The organism is Gluconobacter wancherniae NBRC 103581, assembly GCF_007988885.1.
Taxonomy (GTDB): domain Bacteria; phylum Pseudomonadota; class Alphaproteobacteria; order Acetobacterales; family Acetobacteraceae; genus Gluconobacter; species Gluconobacter wancherniae.
This window is the reverse complement of record NZ_BJUZ01000001.1, coordinates 500,249-522,515: the sequence shown is the minus strand read 5'-3', so window position 1 is coordinate 522,515 and position 22,267 is coordinate 500,249. Positions and strand designations below refer to the sequence as shown.

25 protein-coding genes are annotated in these 22,267 nt (G+C 55.1%); 1 reads left to right on the top strand and 24 read right to left on the bottom strand.

Going from position 1 to position 22,267, the window contains the following annotated elements; all coding sequences use genetic code 11:
* Positions 1-65 precede the first annotated feature (65 nt).
* The 5 genes from yihA to rpmH form a co-directional block, all read right to left on the bottom strand.
* Entirely contained in the window at positions 66-728 is a 663-nt protein-coding gene (gene yihA, locus GWA01_RS02380) for a ribosome biogenesis GTP-binding protein YihA/YsxC (protein WP_146793643.1), read from the bottom strand.
* Positions 729-739: 11 nt separating this feature from the next.
* Entirely contained in the window at positions 740-2,452 is a 1,713-nt protein-coding gene (gene yidC, locus GWA01_RS02375; RefSeq protein WP_146795433.1) for a membrane protein insertase YidC, read from the bottom strand.
* Positions 2,453-2,539: 87 nt separating this feature from the next.
* Complete coding sequence (gene yidD / locus GWA01_RS02370) at positions 2,540-2,785, bottom strand: membrane protein insertion efficiency factor YidD (RefSeq protein WP_186819486.1); 246 nt, start codon at positions 2,783-2,785, stop codon at positions 2,540-2,542.
* Complete coding sequence (gene rnpA / locus GWA01_RS02365) at positions 2,785-3,132, bottom strand: ribonuclease P protein component (RefSeq protein WP_228118432.1); 348 nt, start codon at positions 3,130-3,132, stop codon at positions 2,785-2,787. The genes yidD and rnpA overlap by 1 nt, the downstream gene beginning before the upstream one ends.
* Entirely contained in the window at positions 3,129-3,263 is a 135-nt protein-coding gene (gene rpmH, locus GWA01_RS02360; RefSeq protein WP_146793638.1) for a 50S ribosomal protein L34, read from the bottom strand. Before rpmH ends, rnpA begins: the two co-directional genes overlap by 4 nt.
* 20 nt (positions 3,264-3,283) lie before the next feature.
* Here rpmH and GWA01_RS13350 point away from each other — a divergent pair, with 20 nt between their 5' ends.
* A complete protein-coding gene (locus GWA01_RS13350) occupies positions 3,284-3,619 on the top strand; it encodes a histidine kinase dimerization/phospho-acceptor domain-containing protein (RefSeq protein ID WP_371858421.1) in 336 nt (111 codons plus the stop codon).
* Here GWA01_RS13350 and gloA read toward each other — a convergent pair.
* From gloA to rpoZ, 19 genes are all read right to left on the bottom strand, one after another.
* Positions 3,603-3,992 (bottom strand): lactoylglutathione lyase, encoded by a 390-nt coding sequence (gene gloA / locus GWA01_RS02350; protein WP_146793635.1) that lies wholly within the window; start codon positions 3,990-3,992, stop codon positions 3,603-3,605. The genes GWA01_RS13350 and gloA overlap by 17 nt on opposite strands.
* On the bottom strand, positions 3,989-4,843 hold the full coding sequence (locus GWA01_RS02345; RefSeq protein ID WP_146793633.1) for an LpxI family protein: 855 nt from the start codon (positions 4,841-4,843) through the stop codon (positions 3,989-3,991). Before GWA01_RS02345 ends, gloA begins: the two co-directional genes overlap by 4 nt.
* Entirely contained in the window at positions 4,840-5,697 is an 858-nt protein-coding gene (lpxA, locus tag GWA01_RS02340) for an acyl-ACP--UDP-N-acetylglucosamine O-acyltransferase (RefSeq protein ID WP_146793631.1), read from the bottom strand. Before lpxA ends, GWA01_RS02345 begins: the two co-directional genes overlap by 4 nt.
* A 3-nt stretch (positions 5,698-5,700) precedes the next feature.
* Complete coding sequence (fabZ, locus tag GWA01_RS02335) at positions 5,701-6,180, bottom strand: 3-hydroxyacyl-ACP dehydratase FabZ (protein ID WP_146793629.1); 480 nt, start codon at positions 6,178-6,180, stop codon at positions 5,701-5,703.
* Positions 6,181-6,291: 111 nt separating this feature from the next.
* Entirely contained in the window at positions 6,292-7,353 is a 1,062-nt protein-coding gene (gene lpxD / locus GWA01_RS02330; RefSeq protein ID WP_146793627.1) for a UDP-3-O-(3-hydroxymyristoyl)glucosamine N-acyltransferase, read from the bottom strand.
* 12 nt (positions 7,354-7,365) lie between these two features.
* Entirely contained in the window at positions 7,366-8,292 is a 927-nt protein-coding gene (locus tag GWA01_RS02325) for an OmpH family outer membrane protein (protein WP_146793625.1), read from the bottom strand.
* A 52-nt stretch (positions 8,293-8,344) separates the two neighbouring features.
* Entirely contained in the window at positions 8,345-10,804 is a 2,460-nt protein-coding gene (gene bamA, locus GWA01_RS02320; protein WP_146793623.1) for an outer membrane protein assembly factor BamA, read from the bottom strand.
* A gap of 191 nt (positions 10,805-10,995) precedes the next feature.
* Positions 10,996-12,096 carry an RIP metalloprotease RseP gene (gene rseP, locus GWA01_RS02315; RefSeq protein WP_146793621.1) on the bottom strand — a complete coding sequence of 367 codons (1,101 nt, stop codon included), beginning with the start codon at positions 12,094-12,096 and terminating at the stop codon, positions 10,996-10,998.
* Positions 12,089-13,312 (bottom strand): 1-deoxy-D-xylulose-5-phosphate reductoisomerase, encoded by a 1,224-nt coding sequence (dxr, locus tag GWA01_RS02310; RefSeq protein ID WP_146793619.1) that lies wholly within the window; start codon positions 13,310-13,312, stop codon positions 12,089-12,091. Before dxr ends, rseP begins: the two co-directional genes overlap by 8 nt.
* Positions 13,305-14,159, bottom strand: coding sequence for a phosphatidate cytidylyltransferase (locus tag GWA01_RS02305; RefSeq protein WP_146793617.1), 855 nt, complete (start codon positions 14,157-14,159; stop codon positions 13,305-13,307). The genes dxr and GWA01_RS02305 overlap by 8 nt, the downstream gene beginning before the upstream one ends.
* Positions 14,156-14,884, bottom strand: coding sequence for a polyprenyl diphosphate synthase (gene uppS / locus GWA01_RS02300; RefSeq protein WP_228118431.1), 729 nt, complete (start codon positions 14,882-14,884; stop codon positions 14,156-14,158). Before uppS ends, GWA01_RS02305 begins: the two co-directional genes overlap by 4 nt.
* 48 nt (positions 14,885-14,932) lie before the next feature.
* A complete protein-coding gene (gene frr, locus GWA01_RS02295) occupies positions 14,933-15,499 on the bottom strand; it encodes a ribosome recycling factor (protein WP_146793613.1) in 567 nt (188 codons plus the stop codon).
* A 71-nt stretch (positions 15,500-15,570) separates the two neighbouring features.
* The gene (gene pyrH, locus GWA01_RS02290; protein WP_146793611.1) at positions 15,571-16,308 is read right to left on the bottom strand and encodes a UMP kinase; all 738 of its coding nucleotides are present in this window, start codon (positions 16,306-16,308) and stop codon (positions 15,571-15,573) included.
* A gap of 111 nt (positions 16,309-16,419) precedes the next feature.
* The gene (gene era, locus GWA01_RS02285) at positions 16,420-17,313 is read right to left on the bottom strand and encodes a GTPase Era (protein ID WP_146795431.1); all 894 of its coding nucleotides are present in this window, start codon (positions 17,311-17,313) and stop codon (positions 16,420-16,422) included.
* A 38-nt stretch (positions 17,314-17,351) separates the two neighbouring features.
* Entirely contained in the window at positions 17,352-18,086 is a 735-nt protein-coding gene (gene rnc, locus GWA01_RS02280) for a ribonuclease III (RefSeq protein ID WP_146793609.1), read from the bottom strand.
* A complete protein-coding gene (lepB, locus tag GWA01_RS02275) occupies positions 18,083-18,895 on the bottom strand; it encodes a signal peptidase I (protein ID WP_146793607.1) in 813 nt (270 codons plus the stop codon). Before lepB ends, rnc begins: the two co-directional genes overlap by 4 nt.
* Before the next feature lie 39 nt (positions 18,896-18,934).
* Positions 18,935-19,339, bottom strand: coding sequence for a holo-ACP synthase (gene acpS, locus GWA01_RS02270; RefSeq protein WP_146793605.1), 405 nt, complete (start codon positions 19,337-19,339; stop codon positions 18,935-18,937).
* Between the two features lie 4 nt (positions 19,340-19,343).
* A complete protein-coding gene (locus GWA01_RS02265) occupies positions 19,344-21,638 on the bottom strand; it encodes a RelA/SpoT family protein (protein ID WP_146793603.1) in 2,295 nt (764 codons plus the stop codon).
* A 35-nt stretch (positions 21,639-21,673) separates the two neighbouring features.
* Complete coding sequence (gene rpoZ, locus GWA01_RS02260; RefSeq protein WP_146793601.1) at positions 21,674-22,069, bottom strand: DNA-directed RNA polymerase subunit omega; 396 nt, start codon at positions 22,067-22,069, stop codon at positions 21,674-21,676.
* Between the last annotated feature and the right edge of the window lie 198 nt (positions 22,070-22,267).

Genomic DNA, 22,267 nt, shown 5'->3' with positions numbered 1-22,267 from the left:
TGGAGGCTCACCGGCATTGCGGGGCTGAGTGCCATGAATGGTCTTGGTCATCGACAGAACAGTCCTTATGCGCGGAGCGGAGCAGGTTCCGCAAACTTGGCAATTTCTGCACGCAGATCAGGGATACCCTCACCTGTCTCGCTGCTTGTTGGGATAATGCGGGGAAAAGCTGCCGCATGCTTGGCAGCAAGCGCCTCAACCTCGGCAATTTTAGCAGTAAGCGCCTTAGGGCGGACCTGATCGCATTTTGTCAGAACAATCTGGAAAACCACTGCCGCACGATCCAGAAGCTTTATCACATCGAGATCAGACGACTTGATCTCGATACGGGCATCTAGCAACAAAATAACCCGGGCCAACGTAGTGCGCCCACGGAGATAGGCGAACATTGTGTTCTGCCAGTCTTCCTTTACGGCCTTCGATGCCTTCGCAAATCCGTAGCCAGGCATATCCACAAGCGTCAAACGTTCTGCCAGTGCGAAGAAATTGAGCTGCTTTGTCCGGCCCGGCTCAGAAGAAGCTCGAGCCAGGGCCTTACGACCGGTCAGAGCATTGATGATGCTCGATTTCCCGACATTCGAACGCCCTGCAAAAGCAATTTCAGGCCTCCCAGCATCAGGGAGCTGCTCGATTTTTTGAGACCCGAAGAAAAAGTCACATTCACCTGCAAACAGGATGCGTCCTTCTTCAATCTGCTCTTCGGTCGGAGGACTTGGAACCTCTTTCATGAAACTATCCTTCAACGGGTGACCGGAACAGGAAGCTTCGTACGACGCTGGATATAGCTCTGCTGGGCGAACGTCAGCAGATTGTTCCAAGTGTAATAAACGAGCAGGCCCGACGGAAAACTGGACATGAAGAACACATACACCAATGGCATAAACTGCATGATCTTGGCCTGCGCCGGATCCATCGTCACCATCGTCTGGCGCTGGAGCAGCCAGAAAGTAATACCCAGCGCCGTGCCCCAGATACTGATGTGCAAATAGGGTGCAATACTGGTCGGATCAAAAGGCAGCAGACCAAACAGATTCAGCAGATTTGTTGGATCAGGAACAGAAAGATCACGGATCCAGCCAAAGAACGGTGCATGACGCTCATCAATGCTGATATTCAGAATTTTGTAGAGACAGAAGATGATCGGAGCCTGAATCAGGATCGGAAGGCAGCCGCCAGCGGGGTTCACACCCTCCTGACGATATAGCGCCATAATCTTCTGGTTCATTGCCAGAGGATCATCCTTGCCCTTCTCCCGGATCTCCTGAACCTTCGGAGAGAGCAGACGCATTCTTGCGGAAGATGCAGCAGCCTTAGAAGCGAGCGGAAACAGAATAATCTTTACAATTAGCGTCAATGCCATCAGCGCGAGGCCGAAATTCCCGAGATAGGAATAAAGCCAGTGAAGCAGATGCAGCATCGGGCGCGTCAGGAAGCTGAACCAGCCGAAATCAATTGCCTTGTCAAAGTCAGGAATACGCAGCGTATGCGCATATCCTTCAAGCAGGCTGTCGACTTTCGCACCAGCAAAAACATGGCTGGCCTGCGCCAGCGAAGCACCAGGCATAATCTGCTGGGAGTTCTGCGACACGAAACCGATGCGATAAGATCCCTTCTCGCCGGGAACATATCCAAATGTAGCCGTTACCGGCGCATCAGGGTCCGCAGCAATAGCCGTCAGCCAGTACTTATCGCTGATACCACCCCAGCCACCATTACCAGACTGCGCCCAGTAGGTGTGATCGGGATGGTCTCCCCCCTTATGCAGGTTCTTGTAACTTTCATCCTGCAGGCGGCCATTCATGACCGCAATCGGTCCTTCATGAGCCGTGAAGGAACCAGTCTCGGACGGAAGGTAATTTCGCTCAACGCGCTGGAATGGCAGCAACGCAACAGGCTGACCAGAACTGTTGGCGACTTCCTGCTTAACCGAGAACATATAGTGCTGATCAAGGGCAACATGGATAGTGAAAAGTAATCCTGCACCGTTATCCCAGTGCAGTGTCACTGGATGATCGGGGGTAAGCTTCTGGTCACTGCTTTCCCATACCGTATTCACATCGGGAACGCGTGCGTTGGAACCGGCAGCATTATTCCAACCAATGACAACAAAATTCGGCTGAGAACTGCCATCATGGTCTAGCAGACGAACCAGCGGACTGTCTTTCGCAAGCGTCTCGCGATACTTCGTCAGAACCAGATCATCGAGCAAGGCGCCACGAAGATTGATCGAGCCTTCGACGTCAGTTCCCTGAACAGGAATACGCCGAGCCTCCGGAGCGGATACCGGCTCCTCTCCTGATACAGAAGGCGCAGACGATGATAGCTGCGCAGGCGCAGAGATCTTGGTGGCGTCTGGATGAGCATCCTCATGGGGCTTCGGCATGAAATAGTCGAAACCGATAAGGATAAGGGCCGAGAGAATTGTGGCCGCAATAATGCGCTTGATGTCCATCGGGCGTATGCCGGTCTTTCGTCTCACTGGGAAGTGCTGTGCTCAGTTGGCCGAAAAGCGCGACTAAAACAATAGGCAGTATGCGTTTTAGTACCGATGGCGCACAGGAGGATGATCGATCCCCCCCTTGGAAAAGGGGTGACATCGCAACAATCGACGCGCCGTAAGCCACGCTCCCACTATCGGACCATGGGTTCGGATGACCTGTGATGCATAAACGCTGCACACGGGATCAAAACGACAGTTTTTTCCGAGAAGCGGGCTAATGAACAGCCGATAAACGTCAATGAGCGTCAGCAGCAGAAAAGAAATCCCTTTCCCAGCCAGACGCATCATTTTTCGGTGCCCTTTCGAAGAGCCTTTCGAAGATCTTCCACCAGAAGCGGAAATTTCCGCTTGCGGGTCCCGTCACGTCCGATGAGGACGAAATCGCCGGAGGGAAGACCATCTTCACGCGCAACAAGACGGAGCGCCTCCCGAAGACGACGCCTTGTGCGATTGCGGATGACAGAATTTCCAACTTTTTTCGTGACGGTAAACCCGACGCGAGCTTCGTTGGCTCCATCTTCCTGCAGAACCTGCGTAACCATACCTGGAGTAGCGACCTTGCGCCCCTTCCCAGCAACACGCAGAAACTGCGGCCGCTTTTTCAGGCGACCTGGTGTGTAGTGCGGGTTCAGGCGGAAAGCTTCTTACGGCCCTTGGTGCGGCGGTTAGCCAGCACGCGACGTCCACCGACCGTCGCAGAACGCGTACGGAAACCGTGACGACGCTTACGGACCAGCTTAGATGGTTGATACGTGCGCTTCATGACATCGATCCTTAAAATCCATGCACCCGCCCCACTGGACACGTGCGTCGATCGGGCGCACGAAACGCCCGTTGATGAGAACCGGGCTTTTAAGCACCACGTTCTTGCATGTCAATGCTGTTAAGGAACATCCAATGCCGGAATCTGGCCATCCACAACCAGTTCACCCATCAGGCGATCAGGAAATCCTGCGTAGTCTGCGTCACGACCTGCGAAATGCACTGGCCCCGGCCATGATGACTGCAGATCTTCTCTCATCCCATCCGGACCCGCAGATCCGCCAGCGCGCGGACACCATCCTGAACTCACTGGACAGTGTCCTAAAAATTCTAAAAAAAACTACTTCTTCTCAATAAGCTCTGTCTTGTAGCCGTCAGGGTCTTCCACAAACGCAATGATGGTGGTGCCGAACTTTAGCGGCCCTGCCTCGCGCGTGACCTTACCGCCACCCTGACGGACCAGCTCCACCGTGGCAGCGACGTCCGGAACACCAATAGCGAAATGACCAAACCCAGTGCCAACTTCATAATTCTCGTCCTGATCCCAATTATGGGTCAGTTCGATTTCAGCCTGCCCATGATCGTTATCAGCGAATCCGATAAAGACAAGCGTATAGCGTCCTTCGCGCACTTCCTTACGACGCAGTTCATGCATCCCAAGCAGCTTGTAAAAGGCCAGACTGCGATCAATGTCGCGAATACGCACCATGGTATGCAGAAATGTGCTCATGATATTTCCTTCATTTCTTTTTCGCTCAGGCCGTACAGAAACAGACCTAAACGATCTGCCTCCATAATACAGGCGGCAGGATCTGTAAGGATTGTTCCATCAGCCTGAAACGCCACCCCCCTTAGCCCGCTTCTCGCTGCATTAGTGATCGTTACCGGACCTATTGTCGGCATGTCAGCGCGAAGCTCCTGACCGGTCTTTGGCATCTTGACCAGAACGCCCCCGACGGAATCCACCTGCTTCAGTTGAGCACAGCGCTCAAGCATGACATCAGTTCCCTCGAGAGCTTCTACCGCAAGAACCAGTCCGTTCTGGACAACACATCCTTGCCCGATATCCAGACAACTCATCACCGACAAAATTTTCAGGCCACGCCGAATGTCGGAGAAGCCTGTTTCATCCGGCACTTTTTTCCCCAAAGCTCCTTCAAGCCGGGTTTGCTGCTTCAGGAATTCATGCGCACCACGCACACGAAAACCTTCATTCTCCAGCACACGAACAATCGCTCCAAGCAGACCATCGTCGCCGGAAAATATCGCGCGCCCCAGCTTTGCGAGAATACGGGCGCCCTCTGCATCCGGACGAATATCACGCCATGCAGGCCTGCGAACTGGCCCAATCAGGACCAGCTCCGTGCACCCATGAAGATGCAGAGTGCCGAGAATATCTCCCGCGGCAGCAAGACGAATTATTTTATGCGGATATGGGGCCAGAAGCTCAGGATCAGCGAACCCCTGAAAGCCAACAATAAAAACCTGCCGCCCCTCTGCCAGCACACGCTCGGCGACCTGAGAAGGTAGAGGGCCACCACCGGCGAGAATGCCAACAACGCCCTCCGCAGCGACAATCATGCGCCTTCGGTGTCGGCAGAACCTTCACCGCGCGCAACGCGTGTCAGGCCGCGATGACTGGGAGCTTCCATAAAATCAAGCATCTCCGCAATACGTGGAAGATGACCGTATTCTGTACGCACGGCTGCAATCCGGGCCTCCAGAACCGTCTCGCTGCCGCCATGACGCGGGTATAGCTCACGAAAAGCACGTCGCATTGCCTGCATCTCGTCTGGAGCGACACCGGAGCGCTTGAGGCCAATCCAGTTTAGTCCAACGAGGCGAGCACGGTTTCCCAGGACGCTTCCATAAGGAATGACATCCATCTCCACCCCGCAGACCCCACCGACAACCGCACCACGTCCGACACGAACAAACTGGTGCAAAGCCGCTGACCCCATGACCTTTGCATCGTCGGCAATCTCAACATGACCGCCCATGACGACATTGTTGACGATAATGACACGGTCCCCAATCAGGCAGTCATGCGCGATGTGAGCATTCGCCATCACCAGACAGTTCGAGCCAACACGAGTCAGCGCCTCTCCCTGAGCGGTGCCACGATGGATCGTCACGTTCTCACGAAGGACAGTCCCGGCACCAATTTCGCAGAAAGTCGGCTCGCCAGCATATTTCAGGTCCTGAGGTGCCAGACCGATCGTCACGAAAGGATAAACCTCGACGCCTTCGCGAAGAGTCGTATGTCCGTCAACGATTACAGATGCATGCAGGTGAACCCCATCAGCAAGCGTGACATGCGGCCCCACCATACACCATGGGCCAATACGGACATTTTCTCCGATACGCGCACGTTCATCAACGATTGCAGACGAATGGATATCTGCGGTCTCAGGCCTTTTTACCGGCGTCTGCATCTATCAACCCATAATCATAGCGCTGAAGGTGGCTTCAGCCACGGAAACGTCATCAACCTTGGCAATACCCTTGAAGCGCCAGACATTCGCCCGTGAGCGTTCCTTGACAACATGAATGCGCAGCTGATCGCCAGGCCCAACGGGGCGACGAAACTTCGCACCTTCGATCGTCATGAAATAGACGAGCTTGCCTTCAAATGCCTTTCCAAGCGTCAGAACAACCAGCGTAGCCGCCGTCTGCGCCATTGCTTCAACGATCAGAACACCCGGCATGACAGGACGGGCCGGAAAATGCCCTTGGAAAAAAGGCTCGTTAACCGTGACATTTTTGACGCCGATCGCAGACTCCCCGGCCTTGATCTCAACCATTTTGTCGATCAGGAGGAACGGGTAGCGATGCGGAATGGCCTGCATAATCTGGAGGACATCAATGCTCTCGGGAACCTGATGCGCCTGCTCTGCCGGGGCCTCTACTTGATCCATCTTCTTACCATACCCTTTAGTGGCCGTTATTCAGTCGTTGCAACCGGGGCAACGGAAAGCGTCCTTCTAACAAAGCTGCCTTCAAGACGCTATCCACTGCCGAAACAGAGCTCAGGAGGCGTCTTTTTTCGACATCTTGCGCAGGGTCGCGACGTTTCGGAAAAACTCACGGAAGGGCATTGCCGGGCTGCCAATCACATCAGCGCCTGCATCCACATCAGACATAACACCACACTGCGCGCCGACGCGCGCCTTGTCGCCAATCTTTATGTGCCCAATAAGACCTGCCTGAGCTGCGATGGTGACAAAATCACCCAGCTCGGTAGAGCCCGAAATACCCGCTTGAGACACCACAATGCAGCAACGCCCCAGTCGGGCATTATGACCAATCTGCACAAGGTTATCGATGCGCGTTCCAGCCCCGATCAGCGTATCCTTCATCGAACCGCGATCGATTGTAGAATTGGCTCCAACCTCAACGTCATCTTCAATGATAACGAGACCAAGCTGCGGAACAGTTTCAAAGCCAGCAGGCCCCACAGCAAAGCCGAAGCCATCCTGCCCGATACGCACCCCGGGATACAGCGTCACGCGATTGCCAATCAGCGAATGCGACACAGCAACATGCGCCCCGATGCGGCAATTTTCTCCGATCTGGACATTCTCGCCAATAACAGCATGCGCTGAAATAACGCTCCCGGCGCCAATCCGCGCGCCATCTCCGATAACCGCCAGAGGACCGATTTCGACATTCTCACCGATCTGTACGTTGTCACCGACAATGGCAGAAGGATGCCGCACGCTGCGGGAAGACGGAACGGGGTGGAAATGCGAGGCCACACGAGCCCATGCCAGATAAGGCGCCTTACTGATCAGCCCTGCTGTGTGAGCTGGAAGTTTTTCGGAGAAGGCTGGCCCAAGGATTACCGCGCCTGCCTTCGTCTCCTCAAGGAGAGGCAGATAACGACGATTATCCAGAAAGCTGACTTCATCAGGGCTTGCCACGTGCAGCGGCGCAACCCCGGTGAACACCTGCCCGTGCCTTCCGTCTGCCGCCTCCCTGATATCGGCACCTGAGACCGCTGCAAGGTCAGCAAGACTAAAAGGCCCAACCCTATGAAAGAAGCGGCGGTCTCCCGGAAGACTATCCGGGAGAGTGGAAGAAACTGCCATGGATCGCTGACCTCAGGGATGTTGGCGCAGAACTGAATCCGGCTGAGCAGAAGGCTGCGAAGCTGCAGCTTCCTGTGGAGCAGGCGCTTGATGCATCAGGCGCTCTTCATCTGCGGTCGTGGGCATCTTTCCAGACTTGGCAAGTTGCTCCGGATCAACCCCGTCATCGGGAATGAACACATGCGGCAGAACCTTGTTCAGACGCATCGCCACTTCTTCAGTGATGTCCTGACCACCGACATGCAGAACAACCTGCTCACCATGCATGATGAGATTCATGCTATGAGACGCTGCGACCTGAGCAATAATTCCATTCCCCTCTTCAAGCTCGCGCTCGATCTGGTGGAATGCAACCTGCGCGGCTTCCTGAATGATACGGGCCTGATTGCCGAAATCGCGCTGGTCTTTTGCGCGACGCTCCTGCAGATGACGCTCCCGAAGCTGAATCTGGTCCGATGTGAGAGTGCGGGCCTGCGCCTGAAGCTTCTGCTGCTCCCCCCTCCATGCAGCTTCTTCCCGCTGAACTGCCTGAGCAAGCCGGTCACGGCGCGCACCGAGGGTCTGCTGGATCTCCTGATTGGCCGAGGAGAGCTGCATAACCCCCTGCACGTTGATAATACCAATAACAGCAGCCGGCGGTGGGGCAGCTTTCGGGATAGACGGAGGTGTTGGAATGGGGGGCAGCGGCAGAACAGGAGGGGTCTGTGGCTGCGTAGGCTGTGCCTGATCGTCACCACCCTGCTCATCAGCAGGAGCCTCGACCGGCACGCGACGCGTAACAGGGTGCGCCGGAGCCGAAACATCAGGATGTGCCGTCTTGGGCACAAACCAGCCACCATTCCCAGCGGACTGGGCATGAGCAACAGGGGCAAGAGCAAGCGTCGTTGCGGCCATCAGCGCACAGACAGATGTCGCGCGCGACAGGGACGTCAGAAACATGACAACCTCTTGAAAAGGGGCTGGAGAAAAAAAGGTCGGAACAGCAATCCTGTTAGAACTGCTGACCAAAACCAAAACGGATCGGGTAGAGGCGGTCACCATGTTCTTTACGAATGGGGATCGCGCCATCGATATTGACGAGGCCGAACGGGCTCTTCCACGAAATACCGATACCCGTTGAAACACGCGGAATCAGAGTATCACCAGTAATGGGCGTGTAGAGCGACGTGTTTCCATATTTCTGATAATTGTCATAACGATGTTTCACGCGCACACCAGCGAGACCACCGGCATCAACAAAATAACGACCGGAAATACCCAGATCGTCTCCCATGGGCAGTGGGAAATTGACCTGCGCAGACGCCGTATACATCAGACGGCCACCAAGAAGATCTTCTTGACCAGCCAGCGGGCGATAATTCGAGCACTTACCGTCAGAATCGTAGCTTAGGCAGATATGACCGGAACGCGGTCCAGCACCACCCTGGAGGAAGCCACGCAGGTTTTGACCACCAAGATAGAAGTTATCAATGATGTTCTTGTTGCTGTTGGAACTCCAGTCTCCCATGTAACCAGCACCACCCTTAAACTGAACGGTCCAGTCATGGTTGCCGGTCAGATCATCAAGAGGGATATAGTATGCGCCGTCAATTTTAGCGCGTCCGTATTTCACGTTACCACCGAGGCCCGCGAAATCACCGGCAATTTTCAGCATGTAGCCGCTATGAGGCTTCATCCGATTGTCACGGCGATCATATGTCAGCGCTGTGCTCAGCTGCGACAGCAAGGACCAGCCACCTGAATCCTGAACATACTGGGACGGGACGTAAGCATAACCATATGCTGCCAACTCATCGGCATCGCCAGAGAAGAAATTACCGACGTCACGATCAACGAGCGTGTAGCTGAACGACTGCGAAAGATATCGGTTATAAGAATAACCCATACGCAGCGTCATACCGTACTGCGCTTCACGATAGCTCTGATACGTCTGGTAATTGTTCTGAATGAAATAGAAGTCAGCACCCGCAACAAGATTACGGTTTAGGAAGTATGGGTCCGTAATCGAGATATTGGCCTGCTTTTCATAGTACGCAACCGTACCCGAAACGCCTGCATCAATACCCGTGCCCAGAAGGTTGTGCTGCTTGATAGAAGCGTTACCCAGAATACCAACATCAGTAGAATAACCGCCACCCAGCGAAAATTCGCCCGTTGGCTTCTCTACAACATTCGCAGACACGTTCACCCGATCAGGCGCAGAACCCTGCGTCTGATCAACGGAAACGGTGCTGAAATAGCCAAGGTCCTGAAGGGCAAGCTTGGTATATTTGCGGTCAAACGGGGTGTACGGGTCACCCTCAGCCATCGGAAGATTGCGGCGGATCACACTGTCCCGGGTGATCGTATTGCCGTTGATGTCAATACGATCGACGTAAACATGCGGACCTTCTGTGATATCAAACAGCAGATCAACAACGTGCTTTTCTGGATTTCTCGCAATCTCGGACCGCACCATTGCAAACGGATGACCCGTTGCCTGCAACCACTCCTGCATGTTTGTGGAGTTATGCTGAATGGCGGTACCATCATACCACTGATGCTTGAATAGCTCGATATGGCTATGCATCATCTCCGGCGTCACATGACGGACGTTAGAACGGACTTCGGTCTTGCCCAGACGGTAACGTTCACCCTCGTTCAGTGTGAACGTAATGTAAAATGTCTTGTGGTCAGGAGACAGTTCGCCCGTCGCATCGATCATACGGAAATCGACGAAACCGTTATGGAGATAGAAACGACGCAGTAGCTCGGCGTCATACTTTACGCGCTCAGGGTTATATTCATCCGACGACGAAAAGAAGCGATACCAGGTCGTCTCCTTGGATGACACAACTTGCGCAAGACGCGCTTCGCTGAATGCGTGATTACCAACAAAGACAATCTTGTTAATGAGAGTCTGCTGCGCTTCGTTGATCTTGAAAACGACGTCCACCCGATTGTGGGACAGTTTCACGATCTGTGGCGTCACCGTAGCGCCAAAGCGAGCCTTGCTGGCGTACTGGTTAAGAATCTTCTGTCGATCGGAAGCTGTCGTCTGCGCGGAAAAAACGGCCCGGGGACGCAAGCTGATTTCCTTGCGGAGATCCTCGTCCTTCAATGCGTGATTTCCCTCGAAGGAAATACGGTTCACGATTGGATTTTCGACAAGGTCAACCTGAAGCGTGCCACCATCGCGGTGCAGCGTCACGTCCTTGAACAGGCCCGTCGCATAAAGGGTCTTGAGCGAACGATCCAGATCATCCTGATTGAACGTGTCACCAGGCTGGGCAACCATGTACGACAGGACTGTGCTGGTCTCGATGCGACTGTTTCCAGACACCGTGATGGCCTGGATCACATTACCACTCGAAGCCGCACGCACGACAGGATGATGGCCTGTGCCGCGAGCCTCGGCCACTCCCAAGGCTGTCGGCAGCAGACACGCTGATGCGAGCAACATCAGACGCATGTTCGAAGGCCGGAAACCTCTTGAGCGTGATCCTGACAAACCGGTGTTCCTTGTAACAGATTTCCGCAGACGCTCTTCGCGCCATGTCATTGGCGGAGGTATCCGAAAAGCCCCCTGCCATGCAAGACGTCCCTGCGTAACGGATGATTATCAGCGGTATCTTTGTTCTTTTTAAGCCACGCTCAGGTCACTTAGCCACCCATATGTGCAAGCCAGTGAAAGAGACCGATATTCGTAAGGTCGTTCAGGGTCGAAAAAAGGAATAGAGCGCCAATGAGCGCCATTCCCACCTGCATACTCACTTCCTGAACACGCCTTGAAACAGGGCGCCCCTTGATAGCCTCGATAGCGTAGAACAACAGTCTTCCACCATCCAGAACCGGGATTGGAAAGAGGTTTATCAGGCCAAGATTAATCGACAGCAGCGCCATGAACGATACGACACTGGCAATTCCGTACTGGGCCACCTGCCCGGACATCTGCGCGATTCGGATGGTACCACCCAGTTCGCGTGCACTTCTTTGTCCGCTGACAATCTGCCAGACGCCCTCAAGAACCTGACCGCACATGGACCAGGTTGCCTCGACACCGGAGACAAAGGCTGTGGGTATCGGCATACGCTTGCCCGGCACGGCAGAGAAGCCGATACCCAGACGACCAAACACTTTGTTGCCCTGTTTGAACGTGTCAAACGTCACGGGAAGCGATAGGTCCTGCCCTGCACGGCGAATTGCGAGAATTGTATTCTCACCGGGGTGCGCAGCGACATTGGACTGAATGTCTTCTGCGCTCATGACCTTGAGATCACCGATACGCGTTATGATGTCGCCGGTCTTTACACCTGCATGCTCAGCCGCACTGTTGCTGACAACGACGCTGATTTCGGGCTTTACCTCAGGCTTACCAACCACTGCGAAGAGAATGGTGAAAGCGAGAATGGCAAAAATAAAATTGAAAACCGGCCCCATGATAATGACGATAGCCCGCGACCCCACAGACTTGTCATGAAAAGTCTTACCAGGGATCCAGGCGGCCTTCTGCTCGTCGGTGGCATCGTCCGGCCCCTCAAAACCGTGAGGCTTCACAAACCCCCCGAGCGGGATAGCACTCAGGCGCCATTCAGTGCCCGAACGATCATACCAACTCCGGATGGCCGGACCGAAACCGATCGAAAACGTCTCAACCTTAACGCCACGCCAGCGTGCTGCCAGATAATGACCAAGTTCGTGGATGAACACGAGAACACCCAGAATCAGCACATAGGCAACAACCGTGCGGATCAAATCATGCATGCAGAGCAGCCTCGGTTATTCCATCAATCGGGGACGATGCGTTGGCAATATAAGTCTCTGCCAGCCTTCTGCCTTCCGCATCCCAGTGCAGAACCTCGTCAATGCTTTGCAGTTCAGGATTTGACTTCATACCCTGCAGAGCACTGTCAATCGTATCGCCAATCCCGAGAAAGCCGATACGCTTGTTAAGAAATGCGTCGACAGCCACTTCATTTGCTGCCGAGAATACTGCCGGAGCAGCTCCCCCTGCCCGCAGAACCTGACGCGCAAGACGCAGCGGAACAAAGCGCGCCTCATCAGGCTTTTCAAAATCCAGCCGCCCGAATGCCGCCAGATCCAGCCTGCCGCAGGATGTATCCATCCGTGTCGGCCATGCAAGTGTGTGCGCTATGGGGATGCGCATATCTGCCGATCCCATCTGCGCCACCAGACTTCCATCCCGGAACTGCACAAGCCCATGCACCACTGACTGCGGATGAACGAGTACGTCGATGCGGTCCTCGGTCAGACCAAAGAGGCGCGCGGCCTCAATCACTTCCAATCCCTTGTTCGCCATGGAAGCGGAATCAATCGTGATCTTCGCACCCATTGTCCATGTAGGATGCTTGAGCGCCTTTTCTGGTGTCGCGATCCGCATCTCTTCCAGGCTTGAACAGCGAAACGGACCGCCAGATGCCGTCAGCACGATCTTCTCGACAGTGGACATGTCGCAACCGCCGAGAGCCTGCGCAATCGCATTATGCTCGGAATCCACTGGAAGCAGAGTTGCTCCAGCAGCGGCAACAGTTTTGAGCATGACGTCACCTGCACAAACAAGAGCTTCCTTGTTTGCCAGGGCAATCGCATGGCCATTTCTAGCCGCGGCAAGCGTAGGCTCAAGCCCCGCGGCACCCGTAATGGCCGCCATCGTCCAGTCCGCCTCAAGCCCCCCCGCCTCAATGACCGCCTGCCGACCAGCGGCAACACGGATACCTGTATCCGCAAGAAGGGATTTTAGTTCACCGTAGAGGCGCTCATCGTGGATAACCGCGACTTCCGCCCGAAGTTCTCTCGCCTGTTCAGCCAAAAGCTGCACGTTACGGCCACCAACAAGTGCCCGCACCTCAATCTGGTCAGTGATTTGACGAAGAAGATCAACAGTGGAGGTTCCGATGCTGCCCGTGCTGCCCAGAACGCTGATACGACGCCGCTTCATGCCATCAGAACAGTCAGCCATGAGGGATACTCCCGTGTGAAAAACCCTGAGCCACAGCGCCTGCGACCAGAGCATCAGGTGTTGCAGACCAGAATGGCTGCCCCAGAACGGCGAGCGAGATCAGCGCCGCCACAGGGGCCGCAGCGAGCAGCCCATCGAAACGATCCAGAAGACCGCCATGACCGGGGATCAACCGGCCTGAATCCTTGACACCAAGGCGTCGTTTCACAGCGCTTTCCAGAAGATCACCGCTCTGCGAACAGACCCCAAGAACCGCACCCCAGACAAACGCAGACCCCACGGCTCCGTAGCCTGAAAAAAATGCGACCAGCCCACCGGCAACGGACGCTCCTACCAGCCCGCCCAGAGCGCCCGAACGGGTTTTTCCAGGGGAGATGGACGGTGCAAGCTTGGGGCCGCCAAAAATGCGCCCCGCAACATATGCCATGCTATCGCTCGCGACCACGACAGCAATGACAAACATGACAGACGCCGCACCAGACGGAAGATGACGCAGCCAGAGCAACGATAGGCCGCCAACAATCGCAACAGCGACGGGCACACAGAAACGAGCACCGAAAACAATTGCCATGACAGCCATGCCCAAGGCGGCAGTCCATTCCCCCTTCAACGCAGCGATACCGGAAATCACTGGCCACAGCAGTAACAACGCCCCGCGCCATGTCCTGAGATTTTGGCCGGCAAGCGTCTCACCTTCCCAAGCCAGCCCAAACATCGCCAACAGGATGAGCACGTCATAAACCGGCCCGCCGAGCCAGATGCACACGCCTGCGACAGGAACGATTACAGCTGCAGACGCCAAGCGCAAACCGAGGTCAGACCAGCGTGAAGATGTGGTGACGCTCATTGGGGACGCCCACCAAAACGGCGCTTGCGAACAGCATAACGCGCCATCACATCACCGAATTCTGCCTCACCGAAATCGGGCCACAGAACATCCAGAAACACAAGTTCAGCATACGCCGATTGCCAGAGCAGGAAATTTGAAAGCCGACACTCACCACTCGTCCGCACGACCAGATCCGGATCAGGGATGTCCGCAGTCTGGAGTACATCATCGATCATTGCTTCATCGATGCTGGATGTCGATATGTCGCCATTCGCCACACGCACAGCAAGTTTTCGGGCAGCCTGCACGATATCAGCACGCCCCCCATAGGACAGTGCGAGCGTCAATGTCAGCGTCGTGTTGTTAAGGGTCTTGGCTTCCGCACGCGTGAGTTCATCTCGCAATGCACTATCAAAGCGCTCAGGTTCACCTATGACACGCAGGCGAACACCCTGCTCATGTAACTCGTTGAGCTTATGGCGCAAATAAAAGCGTAAAAGGGATGTCAGATCCCCGATTTCCTCGGAAGAACGCCGCCAGTTCTCAGAGGAAAAAGCATAAAGCGTCAGATACCGAACGCCATGCTGGACCGCCGAACGAACGCATTGCTGCACAGCCTCCGCGCCCTGACGATGACCGGCAGCAACGGGCAGTCCGCGCGCGCGCGCCCACCGGCCATTCCCATCCATGATGAGAGCCACATGGCACGGAACCGAATTCCCCCCCCCCTCCTTTTGAGGCAAGGGTATATGGGAAAAGCGGCTTGAAAGGGGGCCAGCAGACAATGAAAATCAGACCTGCTTGATTTCGCGCTCTTTCTCAGCGAGCGTATCGTCAATGCGCTTGATGTAACTGTCTGTCAGCTTCTGGATCGCTTCGCTCCAGACCTTGAGATCATCCTGGCTGATCTCGCCTTTTTTCTCAAAGCCCTTTGACTGATCCATACCGTCACGACGGACGCCACGAACAGCAATTTTGGCATTTTCCGCATAACGACCTGCCGCTTTCGCAAGCTCGATACGACGCTCTTCCGTCAAAGCGGGGATCGGAACGCGAATAGTCTGCCCGTCAGAAGACGGATTCAGGCCCAGGCCACTATCACGAATTGCCCGTTCAACGGCACCGACAACAGTGCGATCCCATACGGAAACCGTCAGCATGCGTGCTTCTGGAACAGCAATGGAGCCAACCTGGGAAAGAGGCACCTCGGATCCGTATGCTTCGACGCGAACCGGCTCAAGCAGGTTCGGGCTGGCGCGACCGGAGCGCAGACCAGACAGATCACGACGCAGACTTTCCATTGCACCGTCCATACGGCGCGTGAGATCGTCTACCAGGGCATTCAGGTCAGCGGACATGAGCTGTTCCTTTCAGTTCGACTTTGACGTCAGGATCAGGAGGGTTCCTGAAATTCAGATGATATTGAGACTCAGGAAGCCTCAACGATACGTGTGAAGAGGCCCTCGCCACGCATGACAGCACTAAACGCGCCAGGAGCATGAATGTTGAAGACCACAATCGGAAGCTTGTTTTCGCGGGCAAGACTGATCGCAGCGGCGTCCATGACATTCAGGTCACGAGCAAGCACTTCGAGATAGGTCAGCTGCGAGTAGCGCTCTGCATCCGGATTACGACGTGGATCAGCGGAATACACACCGTCAACCTGCGTTCCCTTGAGTAGAGCATCACACTCCATCTCGTTGGCCCGCAGCGCCGCTGCAGTATCCGTCGTGAAGAACGGGTTGCCAGTACCAGCCGCGAAGATGACAACGCGACCTTTCTCCATATGACGCACCGCACGACGACGAATATATGGCTCGGCAATCGATGCCATCTGTATCGCCGTCATGACACGGGTCTCAACGCTGCGACGCTCAAGCGCATTCTGGAGCATCAGTGCATTGATGACCGTGGCCAGCATGCCGGCATAGTCGCCCTGAGCACGATCCATACCTTTGGCTGCGGCTGCAATTCCACGGAAGATGTTGCCACCTCCCACGACAAGACAAACCTGCACGCCAGTCGCAGCGACGGCCGAAATATCGGCGGCAACGGCATCCACCATTTCCGGGTCGATCCCAGAAGGACCGCTACCCATCAGCGCTTCGCCTGACACTTTAAGCAGGACGCGCTTATACGAAAGGCTCTGTTCTCGATTTTCGGTCATAGTGCCCGTCTCTGATTGGATTGTGGAACGTGCGCCTGTCATACAGAGGCAAGGGGTAAGGAACAAGCGAGGCAGTATGAAAGAACTGTCTTCGCTGCACTGGTCTGCGGATCAGGTGTTGTCGTCCAGTCCGATTGCACGCAGCCGGGCCTTTTCCTCATCCCACCCTGCACGCTCCTTGACGTTCAGGAAGAGATGACAGGGCCGGTCAAGCAGATCCTGAAGTTCAGCGCGGGCACGGGCACCGATGGACTTGATCTTTTGGCCACCCTCACCGATCAGGATCGCCTTGTGTCCGGGGCGGGAAACGTAAATCGTCACTTCGATACGCACAGATCCATCCGGGCGCTCCTTGAAGCTCTCCGTTTCCACAGTTGCCTGATATGGAATCTCCTCATGCGTCTGCATGAAAATCTGTTCACGCACCAGTTCAGCCGCAAGAAGACGATCAGGCAGATCTGTCAGATCGTCTTCCGGGTAGAGGAACGGACCCTCCTCAAGCGCACCGGCAACATGATCCATCAGATCCTCAACACCGTCACCAGACCGGGCACTTACCATGAATACGTGCTCAACCTTGATCAGTCCGCTGATTTCCTGCGTCAACGGAAGAAGGCGCGCTGGCCCAACAAGATCGGTTTTGTTCAGTACAAGCCAGACCTTCTTGCTGCTCTGAGAAAGCTTCTCGACAATCTCGCGAACATCATCGCGTAGACCTGCCTTGGCATCAATCATAAGAAGCGTGAGATCAGCGTCCTGGGAACCGTTCCATGCCGCATTGACCATCGCACGATCCAGACGGCGACGCGGCTTGAAAATGCCCGGGAGATCAACGAAGATCATCTGCGCCTGATCGCGCATGACAATCCCAAGCGTCCGAAAACGGGTAGTCTGCGCCTTGGGACTGACGATCGAAAGCTTTGCTCCCGAAACCCGGTTAAGCAACGTCGATTTACCCGCGTTGGGCGCACCCACAAGAGCAACGAAGCCACAGCGTGTGGTCATGTTCTGATCCTTGTTCCCGGCGGAAACGGCAGGAATATTCACGAATCGCCTCCCTGCCCGAGTTTATTAAGAAGGTCTGTGGCAGCAGCACTTTCTGCAAGCCGTTTGCTGCCTGCCTCCCCATTTCCCGTCATTCCGCGGGCACTGACCGAGACCCGGAACACCGGAGCGTGTGACGGGCCTTCGGTTGAGAGAAGTTCATATTTCGGAAGCGTCTGCCCTTTGGACAGCAGAAACTCCTGCAAGAGCGTCTTGGGCTCTTTGTGAGGGCGTGCATGGCTGTCGATGCGCGAGCCCCACTGCCGCCGTACAACCTGACGCGCCGGCTCCAGCCCTGCATCCAGATAAAGCGCACCAAGCAATGCTTCCATCGCATCAGCGCGGATACTTGTCAGTTTCCGGATGCCAGCGGCTTCCTCATGAGGCGAAATCTGAAGAGCGCTTGACAGACCAATGCCATCAGCGATGTCTGCCAGAACAGTGCGCGACACCAGATGCGCATGGCGCGGGCCGAGAGCACCCTCCTGTTCCTGCGGATAACGCTCCAGCAACCATTCCGCCATCAACAGGCCCAGCACACGATCACCAATGAACTCCAGACGTTCATTGGAGCCGCTTCCCTTGGGAGGCAGATTACGCTTGGCCTTTCGAGGGTCCCGCCCTGATACGGCAGAACGGTGCGTCAAAGCTTCCTGTAACAGTTCAGGCTTCGAAAAAACGTGCCCCAGCAGATCCTGCATGGTGGCCAGGGCATCTTCAGGAGAAAGCTTCATTTGACGATATGCAGAAAACGGTTCCAGCGCACTTCCACAGGCCAGTACCAGAACTGCCAGATCGGATGACGCTCATCGATGGAAAACAGAACAATAGGAGCGCGCCCAACAAGATTTTGCATTGGCACGAACCCAAGATCATCCGGTCCATCACCCTGAAAACGGCTGTCTGCACTGTCGTCGCGGTCATCACCCATCGCAAAGAAATGCCCTTCTGGCACAACATATTCGGGCGTGTCGTTAGCAAAGCCATCATCAGTCAGCTTCAGAATATCGTGCACCACGGGTGCTCGACCGCCACTACCCGGAAGCGTTTCACGATAGAGCTGGCCACTTAACAGGCGATTGCTCTCGTCCAATATCTCATAATGACCCAACGGGTCACGCTGAAGCTCGATGCCATTGATGAAGAGCTTACCACCCGTGACCTGAATATGATCTCCCGGAAGCCCCACAATACGCTTGATATAATCAATCGACGTATCGCGGGTAAAGCGGAACACAGCCACATCTCCACGATGCGGCTCGGAACCAAAAATACGCCCCTGAAACAGATTGAGCGAGAACGGGAACGAAAAGCGCGAATAGCCATAGCTGGACTTTGAGACCAGTACGAAGTCGCCAATCTGCAGCGTCGGGATCATGGAGCCAGACGGGATATTGAACGGCTCCACAACCAGCGAGCGCACGGCAAAAACAGCCAGAACAAGCAGAATGAAAAAGCGGAGGCTCTCGCCCCACGTTTCTTCACGCTTTGCTGGGCGTGATCCGTTTTCCGGAGACTGTCCGGGACTATTTTCCTGAATCATGGGACGCTCTTAACCCAGCTTCCTGTTATTGGCGAGACTTCACGCTGCCACAGCCTGAATGATCACCTGCGCCAGTGCAAATGGAGGATCATCCGTCAGACTAACAAGCACTTCCGCACGATGTCCCGCCGGAGCCAGACTGTCGCACACATCCTTGGCCCGACCAGACAAAATAAGCACAGGCGCGCCACTTTCACTGTTGATGACACCCACATCCTGAAGCTGGACGCCGTTGGCAAAGCCGGTTCCCAAAGCCTTGGCACAGGCCTCCTTGGCGGCCCATCGCTTAGCATAGCTTCCCATACGTGCTGCACCCGACAGGCGGTCGGCATGCTCACGTTCAGCAGCCGTGAAAACACGGTCAAGAAAACGGTCCCCGAAGCGCTCGATGCTGCTCTCAATACGGGGGATCATGCACAGATCCGTGCCCATGCCGAGAATCAAACGCTCATCCCTTCGCTCGCTCTACCTGCATTACACCAACTGCTGTCCGGAACGCGGCAATCAACGACGAGAGATGACGCAGATCCCGCACCTCAAGATCAACCAGAACCTCCATGAAATCGAGCTGACGGTTCACGATCTTCAGGTTGATGACACTGCCATTATGCTTGGATGCCACATTTGTAAGGGTCGCGAGAACCGTGGGTTCGTTCGCCGCCACAACAGAAAGGCGCGCAGTATATGGCGTAGCCTCACGTGAACGGCCCAGCGCCTCATAATCCCAGTCTATTTCAAGGAAACGCTCAGGCGTATCTGCAAAGCTCGACAGATTCTGACAGCCACGGCGGTGAATGGTTACCCCCTTCCCTTGCGCGATAATCCCAACAATCGGATCACCCGGCAGCGGACGACAGCATCCAGCAAAATGTGTGGCTATTCCGCTACCGACACCTTTGAGAATGGCACCCGAATTATCGGTATTCGCGCGCCCAGCAGGCATACCCAAACTGAGCGACTGGCCCATTCTCGGCGACAGGCCAGGAACCATTCGCGGCGCACGGACTGTCTGTCGCAAATCCGGGTACGCAGTGTTGACGACATCTTTCGGGCCGATCTGGCCATTGCCCACAGCGACATACAAATCTTCGACGGAAGCCTGCCGCAATTCCTTGAGAACGCCGTCCAGCACCTTTTCGGAACCGTCCACACCTTCCTGACGGAACGCCTTGGCAATGCTGGCACGACCATTGTCGATATTCACCTGACGCTGCTGGGCGGCCATGAAACGGCGAATGCGGGCACGTGCCTTGCCGGTTGCAACAAACCGCTCCCAGGACGGAGACGGCGTACCGCCACGCGCGGTCATGATCTCTACCTGATCGCCATTCTGAAGCTCGTGCCGCAGAGGCATCAGCCGACCATTTACTTTGGCGCCCACACAAGTGTCGCCTACCTGACTGTGCACAGCATATGCAAAATCAACAGGCGTCGCACCACGCGGCAGCGATATCAGCTGCCCCTTTGGCGTGAAGCAGAAAACCTGATCCTGATAGAGCTCGAGTTTCGTATTTTCCAGAAACTCATCTGGCGCCTGACTGTCTTCCAGAATTTCCAGAAGATCCTGAACCCAGCGCAATTTCCGCGTCTGGGCACCAAACGCGGAAGACAGCGCCGCAGTCTCGCGCTCTGTAGGCGTGGCATCTTCCTTATATGCCCAGTGCGAGGCTACGCCGTTTTCCGCAAGGTCATGCATTCCCGCTGTACGGATCTGCACTTCGATCTTCTGGTTTCTGGGATGCCGGAGAGTCACACCCGTATGCAGGCTCTGATAACCATTGGCCTTTGGGGTGGAAATGTAATCCTTGAAACGCCCGGCGATCATTGGATACGCGCCATGGATCGCACCCAGCGCCATATAACAGGCATCACGGCTCGGAACGATGAGACGGAATGCCATCAGATCGGAAAGCTGCTCGAACGCAACATTGCGCCGCTGCATTTTCTCCCAGATGGAGAATGGGGATTTTTCACGCCCCGTAACTTCGACGGTCTCAAGGCCAGCCTCTCCACAAAGAGCAATCAACTCCTTGCGAATATGCTCAATAACATCAGCGCCCTGTCCGCGAAGAAAATTTAGCCGCGCACGGATCGTCGCATCTGCTTCGGGCTCAAGCTGTTCGAATGACAGATTCTGCAGCTCGGTCTTGACCCGATCCATACCAATACGCTCAGCAAGCGGGGCATAGATATCCATCGTCTCGCGCGCGATACGCTGGCGACGATCGAGGCGCTGAACGTAATGTAGCGTCCGCATATTGTGCAAACGGTCTGCCAACTTGACGATGAGCACACGAATATCGCGAGACATCGCCAGAACAAGCTTACGAAAATTTTCTGCCTGCTTAGTACGGTCAGACTGTAGCTCAAGCCGTGTAAGCTTGGTTACACCATCAACGAGAGAGGCAACGTCCTCACCGAAATCTGTCTTGAGAGCACCACAGGAAACACCCGTGTCTTCCACAGTGTCATGCAAAAGCCCGACCATGATGGACGTAACATCCATGCGCATTCCCGCAAGGATGTTGGCAACAGCTATAGGGTGGGTGATGTAAGCATCGCCATTATCGCGACGCTGACCGTTATGCGCGTTTGCGGCAACGTCATATGCTGCCTCGACACGGGCGAGGTCAGCAGTCGGATCATAGCTCGAAATCCGACGTAAGAGGCCGCTGATGGGAGGCTTGAAGTCCCCCGTTGCAGCCTCTTGCTGCTTAACGACGGCGGGACGTGCTTCGGACATGACGCACCCCCTCCGTCAGAAATCAGAACAGTGAATCAGCGACGACCACGCCCGCCAAGCTCGGCTTCAATGGCTGCAGCATCATCGGCAGACATGTTATCCGCCATGTGAGCATGTTCTTCTTCAGCAGATACATCCTGAAGACCGAAGATGTTCTGATCGGTCGGGATGAGGTCGAGAACCTCCTCATCTACGGGCTCTGGTTCCGGAGCACGGGCCAGAGAACGAACAATCCCGTCGCGGAGGCCATTGAGGCTGATTTTGTCTTCTGCAATCTCACGCAGAGCAACAACTGGATTCTTGTCGTTATCGCGGTCCAGGGTCATCTCTTCACCGCGCGAAAGGCCACGAGCACGCTGTGCGGCAAGCAGAACCAGTTCAAAACGGTTCGGAACCTTCTGGATGCAATCTTCGACGGTTACGCGCGCCATGCGACTGGCCCCCTTCGGGTAAATTCGATAACAAGATCGGGTAATGAGAAACTTCCCACTACCATGCAGGTTATGTGATTGCAATCTTGTGTGCCATATCCGTCATACCCCTGCCCTATTTGAGCTCTAGCTCATTTCATAAAAGGCGGTGACGGCTGTTTTTGTACACCCATTAAGATATATTATCACCTTCCAGGA